Raw genomic sequence first — 24802 nt, 5'->3', positions numbered from 1 at the left:
GCTGCGTGGGACGCCGCACTGCCCGCAGCTTTGGCTTGCCGCATTCTTTTTGGGTAAGATGAAGAATACAAGCAAGCTGGAGTCCAACATGTCCGTCGCCGCTGAAACAGCGCAGTCGTCCACGCCTTCCGCCGCCCTTCCCGCCTCGCTCCCCTGGGTCACCCGCCTGGTTTCCATGGACACGGTCAGCCGCCATCCGAATCTCGGCCTGATCGAGACCGTGCGCGACGATCTGCGCGCGCGCGGCATCGAGTCGACGCTCACCTATGGCCGCGATGGCAAATGGGCCAACCTGTTCGCCACGATCCCCGCGCACGACGGCGAAACGAACGGCGGCATCGTGCTCTCGGGGCACACGGACGTCGTGCCCGTGGACGGCCAGAAATGGGACAGCGACCCGTTCAAGCCCGAGATTCGTGACGGCCTGCTCTATGGCCGCGGCACCTGTGACATGAAGGGTTTCATCGGCGCCGCGCTCACGCTCCTGCCCGAGATCCAGCAGACGAAACTCGCCAAGCCCTTGCACCTCGCGCTCTCGTTCGACGAGGAAGTGGGCTGCGTGGGCGCGCCGCTCATGATCGAAGAACTCGTGAAGCGCGGCGTGAAGCCCGAAGGCTGCATCGTGGGCGAGCCCACGAGCATGCACCCCATCGTCGCGCACAAGGGCATCAACGCGTACCAGTGCTGCGTGCGCGGCCAGGCCGCCCATTCGTCGCTCACGCCGCGCGGCCTGAACGCGATCGAGTACGCGGCGCGCCTCATCTGCTACATCCGCGACATGGCCGACGCGTTCCGCGCGAACGGCCCCTTCGACGAGCTTTACGATGTGCCGTTCACGACCGCGCAAACCAGCACGATCGAAGGCGGCAACGCCATCAACACGGTGCCGGCCGAATGCCGCTTCGCGTTCGAGTTCCGCAATCTGCCGACGCTCGACCCCGACACGATCTTCGCGCGCGTCGAGCAGTACGCGCGCGAAACGCTCGTGCCGAAAATGCAGCGCGAGCACGCGGTGGGCGCGATCGAGTTCACGAAGATCGCCGCAGCCCCCGGCCTCGACGCCACCGAGCAGGCCGCGATCACACAGCTCGTGCGCGCGCTCACCGCCGATCAGTCGCGCCGCAAGGTGGCTTATGGCACCGAGGCGGGCCTGTTCGCACGCGCGGGCATTCCGAGCGTGGTGTGCGGCCCCGGCGACATCCAGCAGGCGCACAAGCCGAACGAATACGTCTCGCTCGAACAGCTCGCGGCCTGCGAAGGTTTCCTGCGCAAGCTCGTGCACGGCATGTCCGTCGAAGCCCTGGCACAGTAACTACGCCGGACGCGCAACATCATGTCCACCGCCGCGCCGCTGCCCACCAGCCACACGATCGACGGTGAGGCGATCCCCACGCTCGACGAGATCGCCTCGCAGCATTTCGCGCTCGCGCCGTGGGTGCTGCGCACGCCGGTGTTCGACCGCCATGATCTGTCCACGCTCGAAGCGACGCTCGTGAATTTCAAGTTCGAGCTGCTGCAGTCGAGCGGCAGCTTCAAGGTGCGCGGCGCGTTCACGCATCTGCTCGCCCTCGACGCCGCGCAACGCAGCGCCGGCGTCACGTGCGTTTCGGGCGGCAATCACGCGATTGCGGTAGCGTATGCGGCGATGCGCCTCGGCATCAGCGCGAAAGTCGTGCTCTTTCGCACCGCGAGCGCGGCGCGCGTCGCACAGTGCAAGCGCTTTGGCGCGGAAATTGTCGTAGCGGGCAACAGCAGCGAGGCGTTCGAGATCGTGCGCCGTATCGAGACGGACGAGGGTCGCTATTTCGTGCATCCCTTCAACGGCTATCGCACGGTGCTCGGCACGGCCACGCTCGGCTACGAATGGGCCACCCAGGCGCCCGATCTCGACGCGGTCGTCGTGCCCATCGGCGGCGGCGGGCTCGCTGCGGGCGTCGCCACCGCGCTGCGGCTCGCGAATCCGCGCGTGCGCGTGTATGGCGTCGAGCCCGAGGGCTCGGACGTGATGAGCCGCAGCTTCGCCGCGAACCATACGGTGCGCCTGACCCACATGCACTCGATCGCCGACTCGCTCATGGCGCCGCATGCGGAGCAATACAGCTATACGCTGTGCCGCCGTCATCTCGAGCGCGTCGTCACGGTCACCGACGACGCCTTGCGCAGCGCAATGCGCGTGCTCTTCGAGCAGCTCAAGCTCGCCGTCGAGCCCGCTTGCGCCACCGCTACGGCGGGGCTGCTCGGGCCGCTGCGCGACACGCTGCAAGGCAAGCGCGTAGGCGTGCTGCTGTGTGGCACCAACACCGACCCGGCGAGCTTCCACCAGCAGATCTCGCTCGCGCACTAGCGCGGCGCACGCGTCGTAGGCACGCCGCGTGCGTTCGCCGGGACTTCGTCGCCGGTCCACGGCAAAACGTCAGGGAATGTCAAATTGCTACCGCGATACGGATGCGTTCGCTATGATTGCGCCAATACGCCGTATTGACCCCAGCCCCGTGCTGCGCCATTCAGGGAGAGCCCGCTCATGAGCATCGTCCAGGAGTTCAAGGAATTCGCCGTCAAAGGCAACGTGATGGATCTCGCCGTCGGTGTGATCATCGGCGGCGCGTTCTCAAGCATTGTCAACTCGATCGTGAAAGACCTCATCATGCCGGTCATCGGCGTGATCACCGGCGGCCTCGACTTCTCGAACATGTTCGTGCGGCTCGGCCACATTCCGGCCAGCTATAAAGGCAACCCCGAATCGTACAAGGATCTGCAGACCGCGGGCGTGGCCGTGTTCGGCTATGGCTCGTTCATCACCGCGGTGATCAACTTCGTCATTCTCGCGTTCATCATCTTTTTGATGGTGAAGTTCATCAACAAGCTGCGCCAGCCGCAAGTGGCTGCGCCCGCCGAGCCGCCGCCCACGCCCGAAGACGTGCTGCTGCTGCGTGAGATCCGCGATTCGCTGCAGAGCAATCCGCGCTGAGCCGCACGAGCGCCCAGACAAAAGCCCGCGCCGCCGTAAGGCCGCGCGGGCTTTTTTGTGCCCGGATCCAGACAGCGTCAGGGACGAGGCGCGGCGGAATCGGGCTCGGCCGCCGCGCTGCGCGCGGCTGCGGCCTCTTCGATCAGCCGTTCGAGCTGCTCGAAGTTGACGGGTTTCGTGAGGTGCGCAGTAAAGCCCGCTTCGACGCTGCGGCGCACGTCTTCGTCGGTGCCGAAGCCGGTGAGCGCGACGGCCGGCGCCGTTGATTGCGCACGAAACGCCCGGATGAAGTCGATGCCCGAGCCATCCGGCAGGCCGATGTCGCTCACCACGAGGTCGAAGGCCATGCTGGCCGTGAGCGCGAGCGCGCCGGTTACGCTGCCCGCCACCGCCACCTCGTGGCCGCCCGCACGCATCAGCTGCGACATGACCTCGGCGGTGTCCTCGTGATCCTCGATCAGCAGGATGTTCAGCGCGCCCACCCGATGCGGCCCGCGCAGCTCGGCGGTCGCTGCCGCCCCCTCGCCACGCGCCGCGGTCGGCAGCACGATGGTGAAGGTCGCGCCGCAATGCGCGCCGGGGCTCTTCGCGCTCACGTTGCCGCCGTGCGCCTCGGTCAGCGCCCGCGTCACGGCAAGACCTAGACCGAGTCCGCCGAACTGGCGCGTGAGATTGTGGCTGCCCTGCTCGAAGGCATGAAAGAGCTTGCCGATCTGCTCGGGCGCGATGCCGATGCCCGTATCCTCGACCTCGATTTCCACCTGCATGCGCTCGTCGCGCGTGCGCACGTAAATGTGGCCGCCGTCCGGCGTGAACTTCGCGGCGTTGCGCACGAGATTCCAGAGCATCTGCTGCAGGCGCGCGCGGTCGCCGCGCACGTAATGCTGCTGCGCGCGCAGATCGACGTGCACATCCTGCTGCTTGATCTGGATTTCGCTGTGGAACAGCTCGAGCACGGCCTCGATCACGTCATGCACGTCGACCGTCTCGAGCGCAAGGCTCAGTTTGCCATTGGCCACGCGCGTGAGATCGAGCAGGTCGTCGATCAGACGCGCCTCGAGTTCGATATTGCGGCGGATCATCAGCACGCCCGCGCGCGCCGCATCGGGCAGGCCCGGGATCTGCTCCAGCAGACGCGTGCCCGCGAGCACCGGCGTGAGCGGCGTGCGCAGCTCGTGCGAGAGCATGGCGAGGAAGCGGTCTTTCGCGCGATTGGCTTCTTCAGCGGTCTGCCGCGCGGCCTGCTCCGAGGCGAGCAGGCGCTCGCGCTCCTGGGTTGCTTCGCGCTGTGCGTCGATGTCGGTGCAACTGCCGAACCATTTGTTCACGCCGCCGCGCGGGTCGCGCATCGGAACGATTCGGACATCGAACCATCGGTAGACGCCATCGTGGCGGCGAATCCGCAACTCGTGGCGATAGTCGGCGGCGCCGCTGCTCACGGCCTTGAGCCACGTGTGGCGAATCTCCTCGCGATCGTCGGCATGCACGGCGTCGAGCCACGCGAGACCGTGCGACTGGCCCGCGTCGAGACCCGTGTAGTCGAGCCACTGCTTCGAGACGAAGTCGCAATTGCCGTCCGCGCCGCAGGTGAGCACGAGGTGCGGCAAGGCTTCGGAGAGCGTGCGGTAGTGCTCTTCGCGGTCGCGCAGGAGCAGCGCTTCGTCGGAGGCGCGCTGCAGCGCCACCTGCGAGAGCACGCGCGCGACGGCTTCAGGCAGGTAGTCGAGATAGTCGCCCGATTTCGGCACCACGTCCGAGACGCCCGCGCGCAACGCGGCGATCACGCGAGATTCGTCGGTGAAGCCGGTCACGAGGATGGCCGGCACGCGCACGTCGTCGGCGCGCAGGCGACGGAAGAAGTCGAGGCCCGTTTCCGCGCCGTCGAGCTGATAGTCGAGCACGAGCACATCGGGCGTCTGCATGGCGAGCAGCGCGCACGCCTCCCCGACACCCGTGCAGGTGTCCACGCGCGCACCGGCGCGCAGAAGCGATTTGCGGGCGAGGCGCAGAATGCCTTCGTCGTCGTCGACAACGAGCACGCGCGCGCCGTCCAGCATCGTGGGTACCTCAGTCATGCGCGAAGCATCCCTTCGGGCATGGGTCCGGTTTGCCGCCGTTCTTCCATTCGATTGCCAATGCGTGATGATTGCATGCGCGATGCATGCGTGATGCGTTATTGGGCGCCGGCCGGCCGCGCCTGGACGAAGCGATGTCCCGGCGGCAGCTTGACGACCTGGAGAAAGAAGCCGAGCCGGCGAACGGCCTCGATGAACGCGTCATATTCGACCGGTTTCGTGATGTACACGTTGCAGCCGAGCTCATAGCAGCGTTCGATTTCGCGAGGGTCGTCGGTGGTCGTGAGCACGATCACCGGCACCGACGCCGTGGCGGGCTCCGCTTTCAGGCGCCGCAGCACCTCGAAGCCGTCCACGCGCGGCATGCGCAGGTCGAGCAGCACGACAAAATTGCCGAGCGCGTCGCGCGAAGGCCAGTGCGCGGCCGCAGCCGGGTTATCGCCCGGCGTGCCGAAAAAATAATCGAGCGCCTCCTGGCCGTCGCGAAAGCGCAGAAAGCCGTTCGAGATCCCCGAACGGCGCAGGTTACGCTCGACCAGCGTGGCATGCCCGTCGTCGTCTTCGATCAGCACGATGCTGACCTGTTCCCCGTTCGTCATCTCGACTCTCCTACGTCCTGCATGAACTTTTTAAGGCTTGTTGAAAGCTTGCCGCGCAGCGCGCGCCAGAATACCCGCTATGTGGTACGCAACGGCTGGTCCGGCAGCGCGACGAAGAACGTCGAGCCCGCGCCCTCGGTCGATTCGACCCAGACGCGCCCGCCATGCCGCTCCGCAATCCGCTTGGCGAGCGCGAGGCCGGTGCCCTGCCCGGGCGATTCGCCGCCGTGCAGCCGCTGAAAGGCGCGGAACAGCTTCGGCAGATACGCCTGCGCGATACCAACGCCATTGTCGCGCACAAAATAAGTCCGCGTACGTTCGCCAGGCTCTCTGGCCGCTGATTTTCCGGGGCCTTTTCCCGCGCTTTTGCCGGGTTCGCCGGCGGATTGCGCGCCGGCCTCTAGCGCGCCGATCTCGACCCGGCCCGGCCGCGCGGGATCGAGATGGTGCAGCGCGTTCTCGATGAGGTTGCCGAAGATCTGCTCGAGCGCGGCCGGATCGCCCCACGCGGGCGGCAACTCGCCCACTTCGATGCGCGCGGCCTTCGTGCGTTCCTCGGCGAGGCCACCGAGCACGCGCTCGACGAGCCGCGCGACGTTGACGCGCTGCCAGCGGTATTCGAGGCGTCCGGCGCGCGAGATGCGCAGCAGCGCCTCGATGATGGCCGCCGCGCGCGCCACCGCCTGACGCAGGAATTTCAGCGATTCGTCGACATCGCCGTCGAGCACTTCGGCCATCGCGCGATATTCGTGTTCGGGCAGCCCCGCCGCGTCGACCTGCGTGCGCAAGTCGTCGCACGATACCTGCAGTTCCTTCGAAAAACCCTGCAGGTTCACGAGCGGCGAGCGCAAATCGTGCGACACGCTGTAGATGAACATCTCGTTGTCCTGACTCTCCTGGCGCAAATGCTCGTTGGCGCTCGCGAGATCCGCGGCGCGCGCCTGGAGCTGCGCCTTCAGCGCGGTCTGTTCGCGCTCGGCCACGCGCAGCCGCGCGCTCGTCTGATGCAGCACCGCATCGAGCGCCGCGATTTCATCGTCGCCCGAGAGCGGCGGCGCGAGCGGCGCCCCATCGCCCAGACGCTCGGCGTTCGCGCCGAGCGCGGCGAGTCGCACGCCCACGTTGCGCGCAAACGCCATCGCCGTGAACGCCCAGATCAGCATCGAGCCCACCACGGCGAAAATCAGCGCGTCCTGCTGGCGCTCGCGCGTCTCGCGCAGCATCGCCGCGCGGGCCTCGTCGAGCCGCGTCTCCTCGGCGATGAACTCGCCCAGCACCTCGCGCACCGTCTCGATCTCGGGCGGCATGCCGTTGCCCGCCACGCGCGCAAACGGCGCGCTATGTCCCGTGCGTAGCGCATCGGCAATATCGCCCGCTTCCTTGCGCCATGCATAGGCGGCGTCGCGCATGCGCTCGACGCGCGCGAGCTGGGGCGGATTGTCGGCGACCATCCGCGCAAGCAGCGTGATGCGGTCGGAGAACTCGGTCCAGACGGCGTGGCGATCAATGAAGGAAGGGTCTTCGAGCACGATGCCGGTGCGCACGCGCGCGGCTTCGCGCAGCAACGGGTCGACGAGACTGTTGGCCTGCCAAAGGATTTGCTGCGTGTTCTCGGCGCGTTTGGCCGCGAGCGCGGCCTTTCCCTGCGCGTCGAACACGACGCCCAGCAGCGCCAGTTCGACGACGCTCGGAATCGCGATCAGCAAGAGCCCCTTGGCGAAGAGTTTCATGTCGGTCTGGTTCGGTGGCGGGTCTGGGCGGCACGCCGTGCTTTTCGCCATGCGTTCTGCAATGCGTTTTGCAAGCTCTCGCGCCGCGTCCGCCCTCGCAAAACCAGCCAGCTGGGGGCGCCTGGGGCAACCGCGGGCACCAGAACCGCAACATTATCTGCGCGATTTTTCAGGATGACAATGTATGTGACACCACACACCTCGCGTCGTGGAAAACCCGCTTTTTTGCGGCAATTCGCCACACCGAGCGCACACACAGGTCTATTATTGAGACGGAGACAAGCGAGAGAGCGCCGGGATATCTACATGAGCGCGACGTGCGATCCGGCATGGCGTTTGCGAACGCGATGAGGGTTTTGAAACAGGGGCAGCAAGCCGGGCCGCGCAGGCCGGATCGCTACAGGCGGTCCGCGCGCCGTTCAAGCGGACCGTCCCCATCTCGATCCTCATGAAGACAGCAAATCCGTGTGCTATAAAGGATCGACGTGCGGCGCACCAGTCCGGGAGTGGTCGCATGGGAACGCTGCGTGTACTGCAATCCACCTTTTTCAGGCGAATTTTTATGTCCTTCCCGAAAAAGCGCAAACGCGTCAAGGCAGACGGCGATGAGTCATTTCTCGCCGTGCTGAGCCACTTCAAACCGTTCGGCCAACTTGATACCAAGATCGCGCGTGCGCGCGCGCAGGACGAGCCCGTGCTGTATGCGCATATCCTGCCGGGGCTCGACGTGCTCCTGTGCAGCGTGCGCGGTGCGCAGCCGCCCTATCCGGGCACGAGCGAGTTGCGCAAGCGCTGCATCGAATCGATCGCTCACGCGCTCGAGCAGCCGATCGAAGGCCTCGAGAACGGCGGTTACTGGTACGAGGCGGACGGCTTCGGCTTCCTTGTGTTCGCGAGCCGCGCGCGCGGCCGGGTCCTGCCCGAGTTCGGCGCCGCGCGTCCGACCATGACCACCCGGCGCGTGACGCGCCGCCAGGACGCCGCCGGCGACACGGCGCCGCGTTCGTTGCGCTAGGTCGCGCTTCCAACGAAGTTCACTACGGCACTGCGCCGGGTCGATTGACCCGGCGCAGTGTTTTTCGCGTCCGCTTCCCGAATCAGCTTCCCTTGTAGAGCGGCTCCTGCCCTTGCGTCGGCTTGCCAGCCGAGGCCGGCGACGGCGCGCTGCGCATTGCCGGGCCCGCTTTCGCGCCCTTGTCACCCTTATCGCCCTTGCCGCCCTTGTCAGTCGCCGCAGCCGCGCTCGCGCCCGTGCCTGCGCTTCCGAGGTCGGGCTTTGGCAGCGCGTGCATTTTCTGGCCCGGCGGCGGCGCCACGGGATGCTGATGCATCTGCGCGAACAGCGTGTCGCACGGCAGCGGCTTGTTGTTGCTCGGCGCGATGAGCGGAATCAGCGCGGCGAACGGGTTGATCAGCCCGAGCCCGATCATGGCGCCGCCGCGCAGCGCAAGCGCCGTCGCATCCACGCCCACATGCGGGTTCTTGAAGGTGCCCTTCACGTAGAGCGGCGAGCGCAGCGTGAAAATGCGGAAGCCCTTGGTATGCGGATGGACCTTCATGTTCATCGACTCGTCGCGCAGATCGATCGGGCCGTCGATGTCGATCACGGCGTCGTCGGTGTCGAGCGCGAACACGCGCGGATCGAGCACGCCGTTGGTGGCGACGAAGTCGGCCGCGGCGCAATTGATTTTCACGTCGCGCGAGCCGAACAGCTTTTCGTAGACCACGTTCGCCACGTTCAGGCCCGCCGCCTCCATGAGCAGCATACTGATCGTGCCCTGCGTGACGAGCAGCTTCACCTCGCCGTTCGAGGTCGCAGCGAGCGCCGCCGGCGAGTTGCCGGTCGCCGTGAGCGATGCGTCGCCGTTGATCTCGCCGAGCGCCGACTGCATCGTCTTGAAGTTCGGGAATAGCTGCTTGAGCTTCAGGTGGCGCGCCTCCAGCGTGCCGCGCGCCTTGAGCGGCGCGCCGCTGCCGTCCAGGTTCAGCCGCGTGCCGAGCGTGCCGCCTGCCACGCCGAACTGCAGCGGGTCGAGCACGAGCACGCCGTTCGTCATCATGACGTGCGTGTAGAGGTCCTGCACCGGCAGGCTGCCCTGCTTGATGATGCGCCGCCCCGTGAACTTGACGTCGGCGTCGATGGCGTTCCAGCGGTCGGTGCGGAACTGCTCGACCGGAATCACGCGATCGGCAGGTTGGGTCACGGTGTCGCCGCGCTTTTCCTTGCTCGCACGGCTGTCGGCGCCGATGATCGGCGCGAGGTCCGAGAACTGCAGCAGGTTCGAGACCAGCTCGCCGCTCAGGAGCGGCCGCGGCGTGCGTTGCTCGTAGACCACCGTACCGTTCAGATCGCTGCCGCCGACGCGGCCCGTGAAGTTCTCATAGCGGAACACGCTCGCGCCGCGTTTGAAATTGCCGACGAAGCGGCCTTCGGTGGCATACGGGGGCGTTTCGGGCAACGTCACGCCGGTGAGGTTGTAGAGATGCGCCAGGCTTTGCCCCTGCAGCCACAGGCGCAGATCGACGGCGGCCAGATGCATGGGGTCGGTGACCGTGCCGACCAGCGCGATGTGCATGTCGCCCACGCGCACGTCGGCCTGGATCGGGAACGGGCGCTTCGCGTCCTGCAGGGCGAGCACGCCGCCGAGCTTGCCGTCGCCCGAGAGCGCCGTCTTGCCATAGGTGCCCTTGATCGTCCAGCCGATCGCGTAGAACGGCTGTTTCACGGGCGGCTGCGCGAGCGCCGCGCCCGAGCCGACGACAGCGCCGCTGGCGCCGCTCGCGGCGAGTGTCTGCGAGCCGGCTGCGGGCGCGCTTGTTGCGCTCGACGTGCCCGTGGTTGTGCCGGCAACACTCGCGGCAGCCGGCACGCCCGAAGCCGCCGCCCCGCTGGCCGCGCTGGCGGCCGCCGCCTCCGAAGCCTGCTCCTTGTTGACCTGCTGGGTCAGCCGGTTCGCGCCCGCACGCCCGATGACCTGCGCGGAGCCCTGGCGCGACGCCGCTTCCTGCTCCTCCATCACCTTGCCGATCGGGATGCCGTGCCCGAGCAGGCTCACCGTGATCTTCACGTCGGTTTTCGTCTGCTGGTCGCTCACGGCAATATTGCCGCTCGAAAACGTGATGTCGTGCAGATCGAGCCGCCACGTCGACGGTCCGCTCGAGGCGGGCAGCTTGAAGGTCCAGTTGTTGCGCCCGTCGACGAGGCGCTCGACGTCGATCGACGGATTCACGAGATTGATCGCCGGAATCACGATGTCGTGCGCGAGCAGCGGCAGCACGGCCACCTCGAAGTCGATCTCGTCGAGCGTGGCGAAGTGCGGGGACTTCGTCCAGTCGGGATTGGCGATCTCGATCTGCGTGGCGGAAAAACGCGGCCAGGGCACCCACGCGCGCCAGCCCGTTTCGCCGGGCGGCCGCTGCCAGCCCACCTTGAGATCGCCTTCGATCGCGAACGGCCGCCCGATGGCCTCGGTGACCTTCTCGTTCACGTAGGGTTTGGCGTGGTTCCAGTCGAACGTCAGGATGAAGACGACGAGCACGGCAATCAACACGACGACAACCGCGACGAGCCATGCGATGATCCTGGCGAGTGTGCGGCCGAGTCGGAAAGGCTTGGGCTGCGGTGACGTCATGCGTGCTCCACGTTATGCGTTGTTGTATGGCCTGCTATGTTGCAATACCGCAAGAGCAGTCAGCGTGCCCGGTTACATCTGCATGACTGCCTCGCACGACCTGTATGCCTGCCCTGTTTGCAATCTTTCGATGCTCAAGCACACCCCACTTCCCCCACCCCACGCCAGTGGCGTGCCGCTCGTCGAGGCGCACCAGATCGCCCGGCGCGACGCGCAACGCGGCCAGTGGCTGCTGCAACCCACCGATTTCGCCTTGCAGGCGGGCGAGCGCGCCGTGCTGACGGGACCGTCCGGCTCCGGCAAGAGTGTGTTCCTGCGCGCGCTCGCGCTGCTCGACCCGCTCGATGGCGGCGACGTGCGCTGGCACGGCGAAGCGGTCACGCGCGGGCGCATTGTCCACTATCGGCGGCATATTGCGTACCTGCGGCAGCGGCCTGCGCTGCTCGACGGCAGCGTCGAGGACAATCTGCGCTACCCCTACACGCTAGCGGTATATCGCGATGTGCGATTCGACCCGGCGCGCGCCAGCGCACTTTTCGCCGCCACTGGCCGTTCCAGCGACTTCCTCGCGCGCGACACCGCCGAGCTTTCCGGCGGCGAAGCGCAGATCGTGGCGCTCGTGCGCGTGCTCCAGCTCGATCCCGAAGCGCTCCTGCTCGACGAGCCGACCGCGTCTCTCGACCCCGAATCGGCGCGCGCCGTCGAAGCGCTCGTCGCCGGCTGGTTCGATGAGGCGCGCACGGGGCGCGCCACGGTCTGGGTCTCGCACGATCCCGCCCAGGCACAGCGCGTGGGCGCGCGGCATCTGACGATGCGCGCGGGTGTGCTCGAAGAACCCGCCACGCGCGCGGCGTTCACCCAGGGAGCCGCGCAATGAGCCCCGGCGTGCTGCAGAACCTCGGCATCGGCGACGTCGCCATTGCGGCGCTCCTAGTGTTCGTCAACGGCGCGGTCTCCGTGTTGCTCAAGCTCGACCTCGAACGCAAGCTGGCGTGGGCCGCCGTGCGCACCGTCGTGCAGCTGCTCGCGATCGGTTACGTGCTCGGCTGGGTGTTCGCGTTCAACCGCTGGTACGTCGTGCTGCCGCTCATGGTACTCATGACGCTGATCGCCGGCTTCGCAGGAGCGCAGCGCGGCGCGCGCACCTATGGCGGGCAGCGCGCGGACAGCATCGTGTCGATCTGGGTGAGCGCGTGGCTCGTGGCGGCAGTCGGGCTCTTCGTGGTGATCCGCATCCGGCCGTGGTACGAGCCGCAATATGCGATTCCGATCCTCGGCATGATTCTCGGCAACACGCTGACGGGGGTGTCGCTCGGCGTGGAGCGCATGATGCAGGAGCTGACCGCGCGGCGCGACCGTGTGGAGAGCGCGCTCGCGCTGGGCGCCACACGCTGGGAAGCCGCGCAGGCGAGCGCCCGCGAGGCCGTGCGCGCCGGCATGATTCCGACGCTCAACCAGATGGCCGTGGTTGGCGTGGTAAGCCTGCCCGGCATGATGACAGGCCAGGTGCTCGCGGGGCAATCGCCGCTACAGGCCGTCCGCTATCAGATCGTGATCATGTTCCTGATCGCGGCTTCGTCGGCGCTCGGCACGGTGGGCGCGGTGCTGCTCGCGTACCGGCGCCTGTTCTCGCCGCAGCATCGCTTTCTCGTTGCGCGGCTCATCGAGCGCAAGACACGCGCTTAAAGCCCGGGCGGCGTGCGCGGCCGGCGCGCCTGGTGCGTCTCGCCGGCCCTCCCGCTCGAGCCGCGCCCTAGCGCTGCGCCGAGATCGAGATTTGCGTGCCGTCGCTGAGCTTGAGCGTCTTCGCGGTGCCATTGGTGGGCATCGTGAGGTGGGTGACCTCGCTATGCGCGACCACGGCGGGGCACGTGAGCGAAGCGCCGTTGCTCGACACCGTCTGCGTGCCGTGCGGCGCCTGGGCGCGGAAGCTCACCTGCACGGTGGCCGTGCCGTTGCTCGCGACGATTGGCGCCAGACGCACCTGGGTCTGCCGGACCATCGCGCCATTCGCGTCGAGCGGCAACGAGGCGTAGTCCGGGCAGCCTTGCGGCGTCGCGACCGCACCGCCCGGCGGCGTGGTGCGCCAGGTGAAGTCGTCGGTATCGCCCGAGCGCAGGGTGCGGGTCTCCTGGGCGTCGCCGAACGCCTTCGACGCGACCCGCACGGTGTAGCGGATCGGCCCGTCGGTCGCGGCCTTCGAGGTGACCGTGATCGGCGTGGCCGCGAATGCCGGCAGCGCGATCGCGCAGGAAGCGGCGAGGACAAACTGGACGAGCACCGCGGGGCGGCGGCGAGTATGGCGGGAGCTGCGGCAAGGCATGCGTCACCTCCTGGCGGGAACGGCCGCGCCCGCGAGCGAAAAGCGGCGTACGCAACGAACGCGGCGAGCCGCGAAACACCAGGTACGACGCTCCGCTCCCGTGCGGCGGATGGTCTGTTAGCAGTCTAGCGCGCTGCGCGCTGCCTTGCGCCGAGCACATGCATCGAACGGACCAGGTTTTATCCGGCTTGTCATCGCCAGCAATTTGCTTGCCGTCCAACAGCGCACCGTTGGCACCGGCCGGCGTCTGCGTGGCCGACTCGTCGTGCATACACGGCACGCGCAAACCCTCACCTCGCGCCGCTACTTGCCGGCGGTTTCGAGACCCAGCGTCAGCTCCGCCGTCAACGTCTGGCGCACGCGCCCATAGGCTGCCCAGGGATCGGCTTGCTCGACCTGCGCGAGGCGCGCGTCGATCGTCGCAAGCGTCCATTGCGCGCCGCCCGTCGTCGCCTCCAGTTCGTCCCAGCCGATCGGCACGGACACGCCCATGCCCGGCCGCGCCCGCACGCCATACGCGAGCGCCGTGCTCGCACCGCGCGCATTGCGCAGGTAGTCGACGAAGATCTTCTTCTTGCGGTGTTCGGGGCCCATGGTGGCCGTGATCTGCGTGGGCCAAACCGAGGCCAGATGCTGCGCAACCGCACGAGCGAACGCCTTCGCGTCATCCCAGCCCGCGTCCGGCGTGAGCGGCACGACGATATGCAAGCCCTTGCCGCCGCTCGTCTTGCAGAACGATTCGAGCCTCAGTTCCGCAAGCAAGGCCCGCGTGGACCGCGCCGCCTCGATCATACGGTCCCAGCCCAGCGCCGGATCGGGGTCGAGGTCGAACACGACCCGGTCGGGCCGCTCGATGTCGTGGACACTAGCGTTCCAGGTGTGCAGCTCGATGACGTCCATCTGCGCGGCGCTCACCAGCGCTCTCGCCGTATCGATCGTGAGCAGCGGCGGATGGCCCGGGTCGAGCCCTTCGTGTTCGGTGAGTTCGGGCAGCGGCGCGCGAGCGCGGTGGCGCTGGAAGAACATCTCGCCGCTCAGGCCGCGCGGTGCGCGCACGAGCGACACGGGGCGATCGCGCAGATGCGGCAGGATCCAGCGCGCGGCGCGCTCGTAGTAGCGCACGACCTCGAGCTTGTGCGTCCCGCTGTCCGCGTCGATGACGCGCCTTGCGCTCGTGATGCGTATGCCGTCGATTTCGCTGTCGGCGGAGTCATCACGCCGGCGCCGTGCGCTACGAGGCAAGCGGTGCACGGACGCGGCAGGCGTGGCCGGTGCGGCGGCGTCCGATGTCGGGGCCCGCTCGCCGCGCGGCGTTCGGGCAGATGTCGTGGCTGGGGCCTTGCGGGCGTCCTGCATACCGGTTCCCCTGGCGCCGTGGCGCACATGACGCATCGCGAGTCGCAACACGTTCGGTTGACGGCACGCGGCGGCCGCCCCCGTCGGATCGCCGCATGAGCTTCCATTGTGCCTCGAATGGGCACTTTCGTCGCTGCAAGGTGTTCGCAAACGGATGCCAAAAACGGGGAAGTGTCCGCCAGGCGCGCAAACGCGACAGGCGGCGTGTACGACCGCAGCGGTCGGCGGGACGTTACAATGACGGGCTTTGCCGCGCACTGCAGGAGCACTGCGGGGTCTTGCACGCACACGCGCGACTGCGCCCTTTTTCATCCGATCAATCCGACGACGCCGTGCGTCGGTTTCGCCTGTCCTGCCATGAACCTCGTCATCCAGAGTCCCGCCCCGCTCGACACCGTCCATCACAAGCCGCTCCTCGGCCTCGCCCGCGGCAGCCGCCTCGCGCCGATCGACGCCCACGCGCTGCGCATCGAGAACGCCGAGCCGGCCCAGCGCGCCGACCTCGAGGTCTACTGCGGCACGCATCAGCTCGACTATGCATTCGTCGACGCCGGCCGCGCGCTGGCCGATTTCGGCCTCCTGGCGATGGACATGGACTCGACGCTCATCACGATCGAATGCATCGACGAAATCGCAGACTTCTGCGGTCTGAAGGCCGAGGTCGCAGCGATTACCGAAGCCTCGATGCGCGGCGAGATCAAGGACTTCAACGAGAGCCTGACGCGCCGCGTGGCGCTGCTCGAGGGGCTCGACGCGAGCGCCCTCGAGCGTGTGTATGAGGAACGCCTGCAGCTCTCGCCGGGCGCCGAACAGATGCTCGCGGGCGCGAAGGCCGCCGGGCTGAAGACGCTGCTGGTTTCCGGCGGCTTCACGTTCTTCACCGAGCGCCTGAAAGCGCGCCTCGGGCTCGACTACACGCGCGCGAACACGCTCGAAATCGTCGATGGCAAGCTCACGGGCCGCGTGACGGGCGAGATCGTCAACGCCGACGTGAAGGCGCGTACGCTCGCCGAAACCTGTGCCGAAATCGGCATCGATCCGCGCCGCGCAATCGCGATGGGCGACGGCTCGAACGACCTCAAGATGATGGGCGTGGCCGGTTTGTCGGTGGCGTTCCGCGCGAAGCCGGTGGTGCGCGAGGCCGCGAGCGTCGCGTTCAACTTCGTCGGGCTCGACGGGTTGCTGCGTCTTTTCTGATCCGGTTTTCGCGGGGCAGACACGCCAACGGCCGCTCGTGTCCTTGTGGACGCGAGCGGCCGTTGTGGCTTTGTGCGGGTTATTCAGGCGTGCTTGTTTTTTCCGCGAGCCTCGCGAGCGAGCGCTCGATATCGGCGCGCAGATCGGCTTCTTCTTCGAGACCGATGTAGAAGCGCACCAGCGTGCCGCGATGCGGCCAGCTCGCAGCCGTGCGCATCGAACCGACGTCGTACGGCATCGCGAGACTATGCGCCCCGCCCCAGCTCCAGCCCAATGCGAAGAGTTCGAGCGACTCGCAGAACGTGTCGATCTGCGCCGCACTGTAGCGCTCGTCGAACACCACGGAAAAGAGACCGCCCGCGCCCGTGAAGTCGCGCTTGTAGAACTCGTGGCCCGGGCAATCTTCGAACGCCGGGTGCAGCGTCGCCGCGATTTCGGGGCGCGTCTTGAGCCAGCCAGCGAGTGCGAGCGCGGTGCGATCGTGCGCCTCGAAGCGCGCCTTCATGCTCGGCAGTGCGCGCAGCACGAGCGAGCAGTCGTCGACCGAGACGCCAATGCCAAGCCGCATGCGCGCGGCCTTGAGCTTGAGATAGAGATCGCGGTCTGCCGTGATGGTCGCGCCCATCAGCACGTCGCTGCCGCCCGACTGATACTTGGTGAGCGCCTGCACCGAGATGTCGATGCCGTGCTCGAATGGCTTGAAGGCGAGGCCCGCCGACCACGTATTGTCGATGGCCGTCACGACATTGCGCGCGCGCGCCGCCGTCGTGATCGCGCGCACGTCGGGCACTTCCATCGTCACCGAGCCGGGCGCTTCCAGCCAGATCAGTTTCGTGTTCGGCTGGATCAGTTCGGCGATGCCCGCACCGATCATCGGTTCGTAATAACGCACCGTGAGGCCGAAATCTCGCGCGAGCCAGTCGCCATGGTCGCGGTTCGGCGAATAGACGTTATCGGGGATCAGTACATCGTCGCCCGACTTCAGCAGTCCGAAGTAGACGTTCGAGATGGCCGAGAGGCCCGAGGGTTGCAGCAGCGCATGCTCGCCGCCTTCGATCTCGGCGATGCGCTTTTGCAGCATGGCCGAGGTGGGCGTGGCGTGCAGGCCGTAGCGCCATTGCGCGTCGTTGCGCCAGTCGAGCGCGCGAACCGAAGCGAGGTCGGGAAACACCACGGTCGACGCCCGCGTGACAGGCGCGGCAAACGACTCGAAGCCGGGCGTGAGGTCGTCTTGCGGGTGAACGATGCGCGTCTGCAATGCGCGGCTGGAGTCGGATTTGGTCATGTCGGAAGGCGAATTCGGTTGAGGCGCGATGACGTTGCGACGCGCGGCTCGCGCAATGGCGCGTGCAACGCCGCATACCGAAGAGTAACACCCGCAGCGGCGCTTATTGCCCGATGACGAGATTGCTCACGCCGTTCACGGCATGCGCGCCGTTCGGCGTCGACGCGGGCGCGCTCGTCACGCCGGTCGACACAGCCGGAGCCGCGGACCCCGCCGCGAGCGGCTTAAGATCGAATGGCACCGGATGGGAATCGTCCGGGTCCATGCGGTCGCCCGAAAGCGAGCCGTCCTCGGCGAACGTGCCCACCCAGTTGCCGGTGATATGCGTGCCGTCGTTCGAGTCCTCGGCTTCGAGCGTGGCATCCGCGTGGTCGCCGGCAATCAGGATCACCTCGCCGGTGTCCGTGAACTGGTATTCGCCATGCACGCCGGTCGGGTCGTCGTCGCCGGCCTTGGCGCCAAGGCGCATGACGATCTGGCGCTGGCCGAGCGTGCCGACGTATTGCGGCAGCTTCGCGAACTCGGGGTTCGGCTTGAGCGTGGATTGGACCGGCGGCGGCGCGCCTGCGTCCTGCGCGCGCGCCGCGAGCGGCAGCGTGAAGACCATGGCTGCAGCGGCCGCGGCCACGATCCAGCCGCGCGCCCGGGTGGCGCTGCCCCGTCGGGCGGCCGCGCGCGGCGGCCGCTGTGCTTGCGTCAATCCTTCCATCTGCATCCTTCCTTCACTTGCACAGTGGCCTTGCGCAAAACCGCGCGTCACGAGTCGGCGTCAAATCCGTTCGAAGATGGCCGCAATGCCCTGGCCGCCGCCGATGCACATCGTCACGAGCGCGTAGCGGCCGCCGATACGCTGCAGTTCATAAAGCGCCTTCACGGTGATGAGCGCGCCGGTCGCGCCGATCGGGTGGCCGAGCGAGATGCCCGAGCCATTCGGATTGACCCTGGCCGGGTCGAACCCGAGCTCCTGCGACACCGCGCAGGCCTGCGCCGCGAAGGCTTCGTTGGCTTCGATCACGTCGAGGTCACTGACCTTGAGACCCGCGCGCTCGAGCGCCTTCTGCGTGGCCGGCACGGGGCCGATGCCCATGTACGCCGGATCGACGCCCGCATGCGCGTACGAGACGAGGCGCGCGAGTGGCTTCACGCCGCGTGCGCGGGCAGCGTCCGCGCTCATCAGCAGTACGGCGGCAGCGGCGTCGTTGATGCCCGACGCGTTGCCCGCCGTGACCGTGCCGTTTTCCTTCGCGAACACTGGCTTGAGCTTCGAGAAGTCCTCCAGCGTGGCGCCGTGGCGCACGTGCTCGTCGGCATCGAACAGCACTTCGCCCTTCTTCGACTTGATTGAGATGGACAGGATCTGATCCTTGAAGCGGCCTTCGGCGATCGCACGCTCGGCGCGGCGATGGGATTCGAGCGCGAGCGCGTCCTGCGCCTCGCGCGTGATGCCGAACTTCTTCGCGACGTTTTCCGCCGTCACGCCCATGTGGATCGTCTGGAACGGGTCGTGCAGCGCACCGATCATCATGTCGACGAGTTGCGCGTCGCCCATGCGCTGGCCGAAACGCGCGGCCGGCATCGAATACGGCGCGCGGCTCATGTTTTCCGCGCCGCCGCCGATCGCAATGTCGGCGTCGCCGAGCAGAATGGTTTGCGCCGCCGATACGATCGCCTGCAGGCCCGAGCCGCACAGGCGGTTCACGGTCAATGCCGGCGCGTGCTGGGCAACGCCGCCGTTGATGGCGGCCACGCGCGCAAGATACATGTCCTTGGGCTCCGTGTGCACGACGTTGCCGAACACCACGTGACCCACCGCGTCGCCTTCCACGTTCGCGCGCGAGAGCACTTCGCGCACCACGCGTGCGCCAAGATCCGTCGGCGAGAAGTCCTTCAGGCCGCCGCCGAAGTCGCCGATTGCCGTGCGTACACCGCTTGCCACCACTACTTCGCGTTCCATGGTCTTGCTCCTCGTCTTCCTGAATGGATGAATCTTGTTATTGATGCGCCTCGCTTGCGGGCTGGCCGGCAAGCAAGCGCTCGACGTCCTCGCGATACGGGATCGGCGCAACCGCGCCAAAACCCAGCGTCGAGAGCGCGGCGGCCGCGTTCGCATAGCGCGCAGCCGCGAACGGATCGTCGCCGGCTGCGAGCCGCGCGACGAATGCGCCGCCGAAGCAGTCGCCCGCGCCCGTGGCGTCCACGGCCGCGACCACGTGGCCCGGCACGACGCGCCGCTCGTCGGGCGTCGCCACATAGGCGCCGTCCTTGCCCAGCTTCAACGCGACCACGCGGGCACCGCGCGCGAGCAGGTAATCGAGGATCGCGTCACGGTCGTCGAGGCCTGTGAGCACCGCCACGTCGTCCCAGCTGGGCAGGCAGATATCGGTCAGGCGCAGCACCTCGTTCATCACGGCGCGGGCTCGCGCGAGCGGCCACAGCTTCAGGCGCAGGTTGGTGTCGAAGCTCACGCGCACGCCGTTGGCGCGCGCATGCTCGACCGCGTCCAGTGCCGCGTCGCAGGCGCTGTCGCTGATCGCCACGCTGATGCCGGAAAGATGCAGCACGCGCGCAGCCGCGATGATGTCGAGCGGCAGATCGCGCGGCGTGTAACCGCTCGCGGCCGAGCCCTTGCGCAGATAGTCGAAGGCATGGCCGCCCGGGCCATGCGAGACGAAGTACACACCCGTGGGCGCCGTGGCGTCCACCCGCACCGTCGCGGTATCGACGCCTTCGCGCGCCCACAGGTCGGTCAGGAGGCGCCCGAAATGATCGTCGCCGACGGCCGAAACGAAGCCCGTGCGTGTACCCTGGCGAGCCGCCGCGATGGCGAAGTTCGACGTGTCGCCGCCAAAGCCCTGCAAGTACTCGGGACGGTCTTTCGACGCCTGGTTGAACTCGACCATGGCCTCGCCATAAGCGAGGACTTGCGGGGCGACGCTCGTCATGCCGGTTAGACCTCGCCCCAGAGATCGTGGCCATCCGCGCCGGTGATCTTCACCGAAACGAAATCGCCGACCTTGTAACGCTTCGACGCCCTGGTCGCCGGCGCGACATACACCACGCCGTCGATCTCGGGTGCATCCGCCGCGGTGCGGCCAATGCCGCCATCGACGTTGATCTCGTCGATCAGTACCTTGAGGGTCTTGCCCACCTTGCGCTGAATACGTTTGGCCGAGACCTGCTCCGCCACTTCCATGAAGCGCGCGCGGCGTTCCTCGCGCACTTCGTCGGGCAGCGCGCCGTCGAGTTCGTTCGCCGTTGCGCCTTCGACCGGCGAATAGGCGAAGCAGCCCACGCGGTCGAGTTCGGCCTCGCGGATGAAGTCGAGCAGCGTTTCGAACTGCTCTTCAGTCTCGCCGGGGAAGCCGGCAATGAACGTGCTGCGGATCGTGAGATCGGGACACATTTCGCGCCAGGCCTTCACGCGCTCCATGACCTTCTCCGCGTTCGCGGGACGCTTCATGCGCTTGAGCACTTCAGGATGCGCGTGCTGGAACGGCACATCGAGATACGGCAGCACGTGGCCCTTGAACGGACCTTCGGCCATCATCGGAATGACTTCGTCCACGCTCGGGTAGGGGTAGACGTAGTGCAGGCGCACCCAGGCGCCATATTGCGCGGCCAGCTCGCCCAGCGCGCCGACGAGATCGGTCATGCGCGTCTTGATCGGCTTGCCGTTCCAGAAGCCGGTGCGGTACTTCACGTCCACGCCGTAAGCGCTCGTGTCCTGCGAAATGACGAGCAGTTCCTTCACGCCGGACTTGAAGAGGTTCTCCGCTTCGAGCATGACCTCGGCGACCGGGCGCGACACGAGGTCGCCGCGCATCGACGGGATGATGCAGAACGTGCAGCGGTGATTGCAGCCTTCGGATATCTTCAGGTACGCGTAGTGGCGCGGCGTGAGCTTGATGCCCGCAGCCGGCACGAGGTCGACGAACGGATCGTGCGGCTTGGGCAGGTGGCTGTGCACGGCTTGCATGACCTCGCCCACGGCGTGCGGGCCCGTCACGGCGAGCACCTTCGGATGCACTTCCTCAATCAGGTTCGAGCCGCTCGCGCTCGCCTTCTTGCCGAGACAGCCGGTGACGATCACCTTGCCGTTCTCGGAAAGCGCTTCGCCGATGGCGTCGAGACTCTCCTGCACCGCTTCGTCGATGAAGCCGCACGTGTTGACTACCACGAGATCCGCACCGTCGTAAGACCCCGAGATTTCGTAACCCTCGGCGCGCAACTGGGTAATGATCTGCTCGGAGTCGACAAGCGCTTTCGGGCAGCCGAGGGAAACCATTCCGACGCGCGGAGCAGGATTGCGGGGGGTCGTTGATTCAACAGGGTTTTTCACGTGTACGTCCGGATATGGGGCGCAGGGCGAGGTAGCGCCGCGCGAGGGTCAAGCCAATCCGCCATTTTACCCGTTTGGCGTATCGTGCGGCGCAGCATGGTGGGTGCGTGCCTCGTAGCGTCAGGGTCGGATGGAATATGGACAGAATCAAACTTTGTTCAGCTATCGCTCGCCTGCGAATTGCGCATCCGGATAATTTTCGACCGGTGCGCCCGGCGCGCGGTCAAACGCAACCTGAACCGGATGTGGGGAGAGAGCGAAAACATGAACGAGAAAATGGACCCGTTTCAGGCTGAACTGCTGGACTCGGTGCGCGGGTTGAAAGCGCGCCGGGGCGCCTCGAGTGGCGCGTTGCGCGTCACCGGCCGCAAGCCCACCGCCGCCGCGCTCGCGCGTGTGAGCGCCGGTCTCTCGCAGAGCGCGTTCGCGGCACTGCCTGGCGTTTCCACGCGTACGCTGCAGGACTGGGAGCCAAGGCCGGCGCCAGCCGACCGGGGCCGCACAATCCCTTTTGCGGTTGGCCGTGGCGCACCCTGAAGCCTTGCGCGACCTGCAAAGCGCCTGAGGGTAAATGAAGGCGGCGGCATCACCCGCTGCCTCACAAAGCGTGGCGCTCGCGCGGCAACGGGCCGCCGCGGCGCGCCGGATATGCGAAAGCGCGCCGCGACTTGCCAGCGCGCGCCACCCGCCGTGTGCGCCGCGCCGCTTACTTCTTCTCTTCCTCGCCGCCCTCGGGCGCGCCCTGCGCCGGCGCCGCTGCGCCGCCCGGCGGCACGGGCTTGAACGGGAAGCTGCTGAACATGTTCTTCGCCTGGTTCTGCATCTGCTCCTGCATCTGCACGAACATGTTCTTCGACTGCTCGATGTAGCTCGTCATCATGCCCTGCATCATCGGCGCCTGCATGTTCATGAACTGCGACCAGACCTCGGGATTCATCGCGTTGCCTTCGTAGAGGCTCTTCGACTGGTCCGCGAGCTTGTTCTGGATGTCGATGAACGCCTGGATGTTCTTTTCCAGGTAAGTGCCCATCATGCCCTGCATCGCATGACCATAGAAACGGATGATCTGCGACAGCATCGACGACGAGAACATCGGCAGACCGCCGCTTTCCTCTTCGAGGATGATCTGCAGCAGGATGCTGCGCGTCAGATCCTCGTTGGTCTTCGCGTCGATGACCTTGAACTCCTCCTGCTCCAGCACGAGTTGCTTCACGTCGGTCAACGTGATGTACGTGCTCGTCTCCGTGTCGTACAGCCGACGATTCGGATATTTCTTGATGAGACGTTCGGCGGTTTTCTTTGTAGTCGTCATGTGTCGCCCTTGTTAGCGCCAACGCGCGGCAGCCGCTGCCGTCGCGCGTTCGCCTAGCCCGTCAAGCGTGCCTGCCCCGGTGAGCAAACAGGCCCGCTGCCGTCCTCGATCCCAGCTTCGCGCGTCCCCTGCAGGCGCGCGGCGCTCAGGATCAGCCCATGTGCAACCCGCCATTCAGCGAGAAGTCAGCACCGGTTGCAAAGCCTGACTCGTCGGACGCGAGCCACGCCACGATCGACGCGATTTCCTCGGGCGCGCCGAGACGGCGCACGGGAATCGTCGCGACGATCTTTTCCAGCACGTCGGGACGGATGGACTTCACCATATCCGTGCCGATATAGCCCGGCGAAACGGTATTGACCGTCACGCCCTTGGTCGCCACTTCCTGGGCCAGCGCCATCGTAAAGCCGTGAATGCCGGCTTTGGCCGTGGAATAGTTGGTCTGCCCGAACTGGCCCTTCTGGCCGTTCACCGACGAGATATTGATGATGCGGCCCCAGCCACGCTCGACCATGCCGTCGATCACCTGCTTCGTGACGTTGAAGAGGCTCGTGAGATTGGTGTCGATCACCGCCGTCCAGTCTTCGCGCGTCATCTTGCGGAAGACGACGTCGCGCGTAATGCCGGCGTTGTTCACGAGCACGTCGATTTCACCGACCTCGGCCTTGACCTTGTCGAACGCCTGGCGCGTCGATTCCCAGTCGCCCACGTTGCCTTCCGAGGCCACGAAGTCGAAACCGAGCGCCTTCTGATCTTCCAGCCACTTCACGCGGCGCGGCGAATGCGGGCCACAGCCGGCGACCACCGTAAAACCCTGCTTGGCGAGGCGCTGGCAAATGCCCGTTCCGATGCCGCCCATCCCGCCAGTTACATACGCAATACGCTCTGACATAAACCACACTCCATTATCGTTTTCCGGCTGCGCCGCTTGCAGTTATTGGTCGCCCCGCGGGTCACAAGCGCCGGAGCGGTCAGCTCCGGCAGTGACATCAAGCGCGCTCGAGCGCGAGCGCCACGCCCATGCCGCCGCCGATGCACAGCGAGGCCAGACCGCGCTTGGCATCGCGGCGCTGCATTTCGTGCAGCAGCGTCACGAGAATCCGGCAGCCCGACGCGCCGATCGGGTGTCCGATCGCAATCGCCCCGCCATTCACGTTGATCTTCGACGTGTCCCAGCCCATCTGCTTGTTCACGGCCAGCGCCTGTGCGGCAAATGCCTCGTTGATCTCCATGAGATCGAGGTCGTTCACCGACCAGCCCGCGCGCTCCAGCGCACGCTTCGACGCCGGCACCGGACCCATGCCCATCACCTTCGGATCGACGCCGCCGCTGGCGTACGCCTTGATGCGTGCGAGCGGCGTGAGACCCAGCGCCTCGGCCTTCTTCGCCGACATCACCACGACCGCAGCCGCGCCGTCGTTGAGGCCCGACGCGTTCGCCGCCGTCACCGTGCCTTCCTTGTTGAACGCGGGCTTCAGACCCGCGAGCGACTCCGCCGTCACGCCGTGGCGCACGAATTCGTCGGTCGCGAACTGCTGCGGCTCGCCCTTGCGCTGCGGAATCGCCACCGGCACGATTTCCGCGTCGAAGCGGCCCGCCTTCTGCGCGGCTTCCGCCTTGTTCTGCGACAGCGCCGCAAACGCGTCCTGCTCCTCGCGCGTGATGCCGTATTCCTTCGCGACGTTTTCCGCCGTCACGCCCATGTGGTACTGGTTGTACACGTCCCACAGGCCGTCGACGATCATGCTGTCGATGAGCTTCGCATCACCCATGCGGAAACCGTCGCGCGAGCCCGGCAGCACGTGCGGCGCGGCGCTCATGTTCTCCTGGCCGCCGGCCACGACGATGTCCGAATCGCCCGCGATGATCGCGTTGGCCGCGAGCATCACCGCCTTCAGGCCCGAGCCGCACACCTTGTTGATCGTCATGGCGGGAACGGCCGTGGGCAGGCCCGCCTTGATCGATGCCTGGCGCGCCACGTTCTGG

The 24802-nt window shown here is 66.9% G+C and carries 21 protein-coding genes and 1 pseudogene; 8 read left to right on the top strand and 14 right to left on the bottom strand.

Annotated features, from left to right (window positions below):
• The first annotated feature begins 88 nt into the window (after window positions 1-88).
• From argE to mscL, 3 genes are all read left to right on the top strand, one after another.
• Entirely contained in the window at window positions 89-1312 is a 1224-nt protein-coding gene (gene argE / locus M3I56_RS22360; RefSeq protein ID WP_254355857.1) for an acetylornithine deacetylase, read from the top strand.
• Between the two features lie 21 nt (window positions 1313-1333).
• On the top strand, window positions 1334-2344 hold the full coding sequence (locus M3I56_RS22355; RefSeq protein ID WP_254355856.1) for a threonine/serine dehydratase: 1011 nt from the start codon (window positions 1334-1336) through the stop codon (window positions 2342-2344).
• Between the two features lie 177 nt (window positions 2345-2521).
• Window positions 2522-2968, top strand: coding sequence for a large conductance mechanosensitive channel protein MscL (mscL, locus tag M3I56_RS22350; RefSeq protein ID WP_254355855.1), 447 nt, complete (start codon window positions 2522-2524; stop codon window positions 2966-2968).
• A 77-nt stretch (window positions 2969-3045) separates the two neighbouring features.
• On the opposite strand, the gene M3I56_RS22345 is transcribed toward mscL, so the two are convergent.
• The 3 genes from M3I56_RS22345 to M3I56_RS22335 all read right to left on the bottom strand — a co-directional run bounded on the left by M3I56_RS22345 (window position 3046) and on the right by M3I56_RS22335 (window position 7372).
• Window positions 3046-5043: a response regulator gene (locus tag M3I56_RS22345; RefSeq protein WP_254355854.1), complete on the bottom strand. Its 1998-nt coding sequence runs from the start codon at window positions 5041-5043 to the stop codon at window positions 3046-3048.
• Between the two features lie 98 nt (window positions 5044-5141).
• Complete coding sequence (locus tag M3I56_RS22340; protein ID WP_133186021.1) at window positions 5142-5642, bottom strand: response regulator; 501 nt, start codon at window positions 5640-5642, stop codon at window positions 5142-5144.
• 77 nt (window positions 5643-5719) lie between these two features.
• Window positions 5720-7372: an ATP-binding protein gene (locus M3I56_RS22335; RefSeq protein WP_254355853.1), complete on the bottom strand. Its 1653-nt coding sequence runs from the start codon at window positions 7370-7372 to the stop codon at window positions 5720-5722.
• Between the two features lie 514 nt (window positions 7373-7886).
• Between M3I56_RS22335 and M3I56_RS22330 the strand changes: the two genes are divergently transcribed.
• Window positions 7887-8387 carry a hypothetical protein gene (locus M3I56_RS22330; protein ID WP_028206958.1) on the top strand — a complete coding sequence of 167 codons (501 nt, stop codon included), beginning with the start codon at window positions 7887-7889 and terminating at the stop codon, window positions 8385-8387.
• A gap of 82 nt (window positions 8388-8469) precedes the next feature.
• Here M3I56_RS22330 and M3I56_RS22325 read toward each other — a convergent pair whose 3' ends face one another.
• Window positions 8470-11004, bottom strand: a complete 2535-nt coding sequence (locus M3I56_RS22325) for an AsmA family protein (protein ID WP_254355852.1) — start codon at window positions 11002-11004, stop codon at window positions 8470-8472.
• Between the two features lie 130 nt (window positions 11005-11134).
• Here M3I56_RS22325 and M3I56_RS22320 point away from each other — a divergent pair, with 130 nt between their 5' ends.
• Both M3I56_RS22320 and M3I56_RS22315 read left to right on the top strand, forming a co-directional pair.
• Window positions 11135-11881: an ATP-binding cassette domain-containing protein gene (locus M3I56_RS22320; protein ID WP_254355917.1), complete on the top strand. Its 747-nt coding sequence runs from the start codon at window positions 11135-11137 to the stop codon at window positions 11879-11881.
• On the top strand, window positions 11878-12690 hold the full coding sequence (locus M3I56_RS22315; protein ID WP_028206956.1) for an ABC transporter permease: 813 nt from the start codon (window positions 11878-11880) through the stop codon (window positions 12688-12690). Before M3I56_RS22320 ends, M3I56_RS22315 begins: the two co-directional genes overlap by 4 nt.
• 67 nt (window positions 12691-12757) lie before the next feature.
• Here M3I56_RS22315 and M3I56_RS22310 read toward each other — a convergent pair whose 3' ends face one another.
• Together M3I56_RS22310 and ligD are read right to left on the bottom strand one after the other, a co-directional pair.
• Entirely contained in the window at window positions 12758-13327 is a 570-nt protein-coding gene (locus M3I56_RS22310; protein ID WP_254355851.1) for a DUF6013 family protein, read from the bottom strand.
• Window positions 13328-13630: 303 nt separating this feature from the next.
• Complete coding sequence (ligD, locus tag M3I56_RS22305) at window positions 13631-14683, bottom strand: non-homologous end-joining DNA ligase (protein ID WP_254355850.1); 1053 nt, start codon at window positions 14681-14683, stop codon at window positions 13631-13633.
• Between the two features lie 357 nt (window positions 14684-15040).
• On the opposite strand from ligD, the gene serB reads away from it, so the two are divergent.
• Window positions 15041-15880: a phosphoserine phosphatase SerB gene (gene serB, locus M3I56_RS22300; RefSeq protein WP_254355849.1), complete on the top strand. Its 840-nt coding sequence runs from the start codon at window positions 15041-15043 to the stop codon at window positions 15878-15880.
• Between the two features lie 79 nt (window positions 15881-15959).
• Here serB and M3I56_RS22295 read toward each other — a convergent pair whose 3' ends face one another.
• The 5 genes from M3I56_RS22295 to rimO form a co-directional block, all read right to left on the bottom strand.
• Complete coding sequence (locus tag M3I56_RS22295; RefSeq protein WP_254355848.1) at window positions 15960-17165, bottom strand: cystathionine beta-lyase; 1206 nt, start codon at window positions 17163-17165, stop codon at window positions 15960-15962.
• Window positions 17166-17268: 103 nt separating this feature from the next.
• Window positions 17269-17874 carry a hypothetical protein gene (locus M3I56_RS22290; protein WP_254355847.1) on the bottom strand — a complete coding sequence of 202 codons (606 nt, stop codon included), beginning with the start codon at window positions 17872-17874 and terminating at the stop codon, window positions 17269-17271.
• A gap of 60 nt (window positions 17875-17934) precedes the next feature.
• Complete coding sequence (gene bktB / locus M3I56_RS22285; RefSeq protein WP_254355846.1) at window positions 17935-19119, bottom strand: beta-ketothiolase BktB; 1185 nt, start codon at window positions 19117-19119, stop codon at window positions 17935-17937.
• A 37-nt stretch (window positions 19120-19156) separates the two neighbouring features.
• Window positions 19157-20107, bottom strand: a complete 951-nt coding sequence (locus M3I56_RS22280) for a sugar kinase (RefSeq protein WP_254355845.1) — start codon at window positions 20105-20107, stop codon at window positions 19157-19159.
• 5 nt (window positions 20108-20112) lie between these two features.
• Window positions 20113-21450: a 30S ribosomal protein S12 methylthiotransferase RimO gene (gene rimO / locus M3I56_RS22275; RefSeq protein WP_254355844.1), complete on the bottom strand. Its 1338-nt coding sequence runs from the start codon at window positions 21448-21450 to the stop codon at window positions 20113-20115.
• A 318-nt stretch (window positions 21451-21768) separates the two neighbouring features.
• Here rimO and M3I56_RS22270 point away from each other — a divergent pair.
• Window positions 21769-22069: pseudogene (locus tag M3I56_RS22270) on the top strand (helix-turn-helix domain-containing protein).
• 141 nt (window positions 22070-22210) lie between these two features.
• Here the strand turns inward: M3I56_RS22270 and phaR are convergent.
• The 3 genes from phaR to M3I56_RS22255 all read right to left on the bottom strand — a co-directional run.
• On the bottom strand, window positions 22211-22816 hold the full coding sequence (gene phaR / locus M3I56_RS22265) for a polyhydroxyalkanoate synthesis repressor PhaR (RefSeq protein ID WP_035514475.1): 606 nt from the start codon (window positions 22814-22816) through the stop codon (window positions 22211-22213).
• Window positions 22817-22967: 151 nt separating this feature from the next.
• Window positions 22968-23708 (bottom strand): 3-ketoacyl-ACP reductase, encoded by a 741-nt coding sequence (locus M3I56_RS22260; protein ID WP_254355843.1) that lies wholly within the window; start codon window positions 23706-23708, stop codon window positions 22968-22970.
• Between the two features lie 97 nt (window positions 23709-23805).
• On the bottom strand, window positions 23806-24802 hold a 997-nt coding region (locus M3I56_RS22255), incomplete at its 5' end, for an acetyl-CoA C-acetyltransferase (RefSeq protein WP_254355842.1).

This window comes from Paraburkholderia sp. CNPSo 3281 (genome assembly GCF_024206515.1).
GTDB lineage: Bacteria > Pseudomonadota > Gammaproteobacteria > Burkholderiales > Burkholderiaceae > Paraburkholderia > Paraburkholderia nodosa.
Note: the sequence above shows the minus strand (reverse complement) of the source record. Positions and strands in the feature narration are given on the sequence as shown.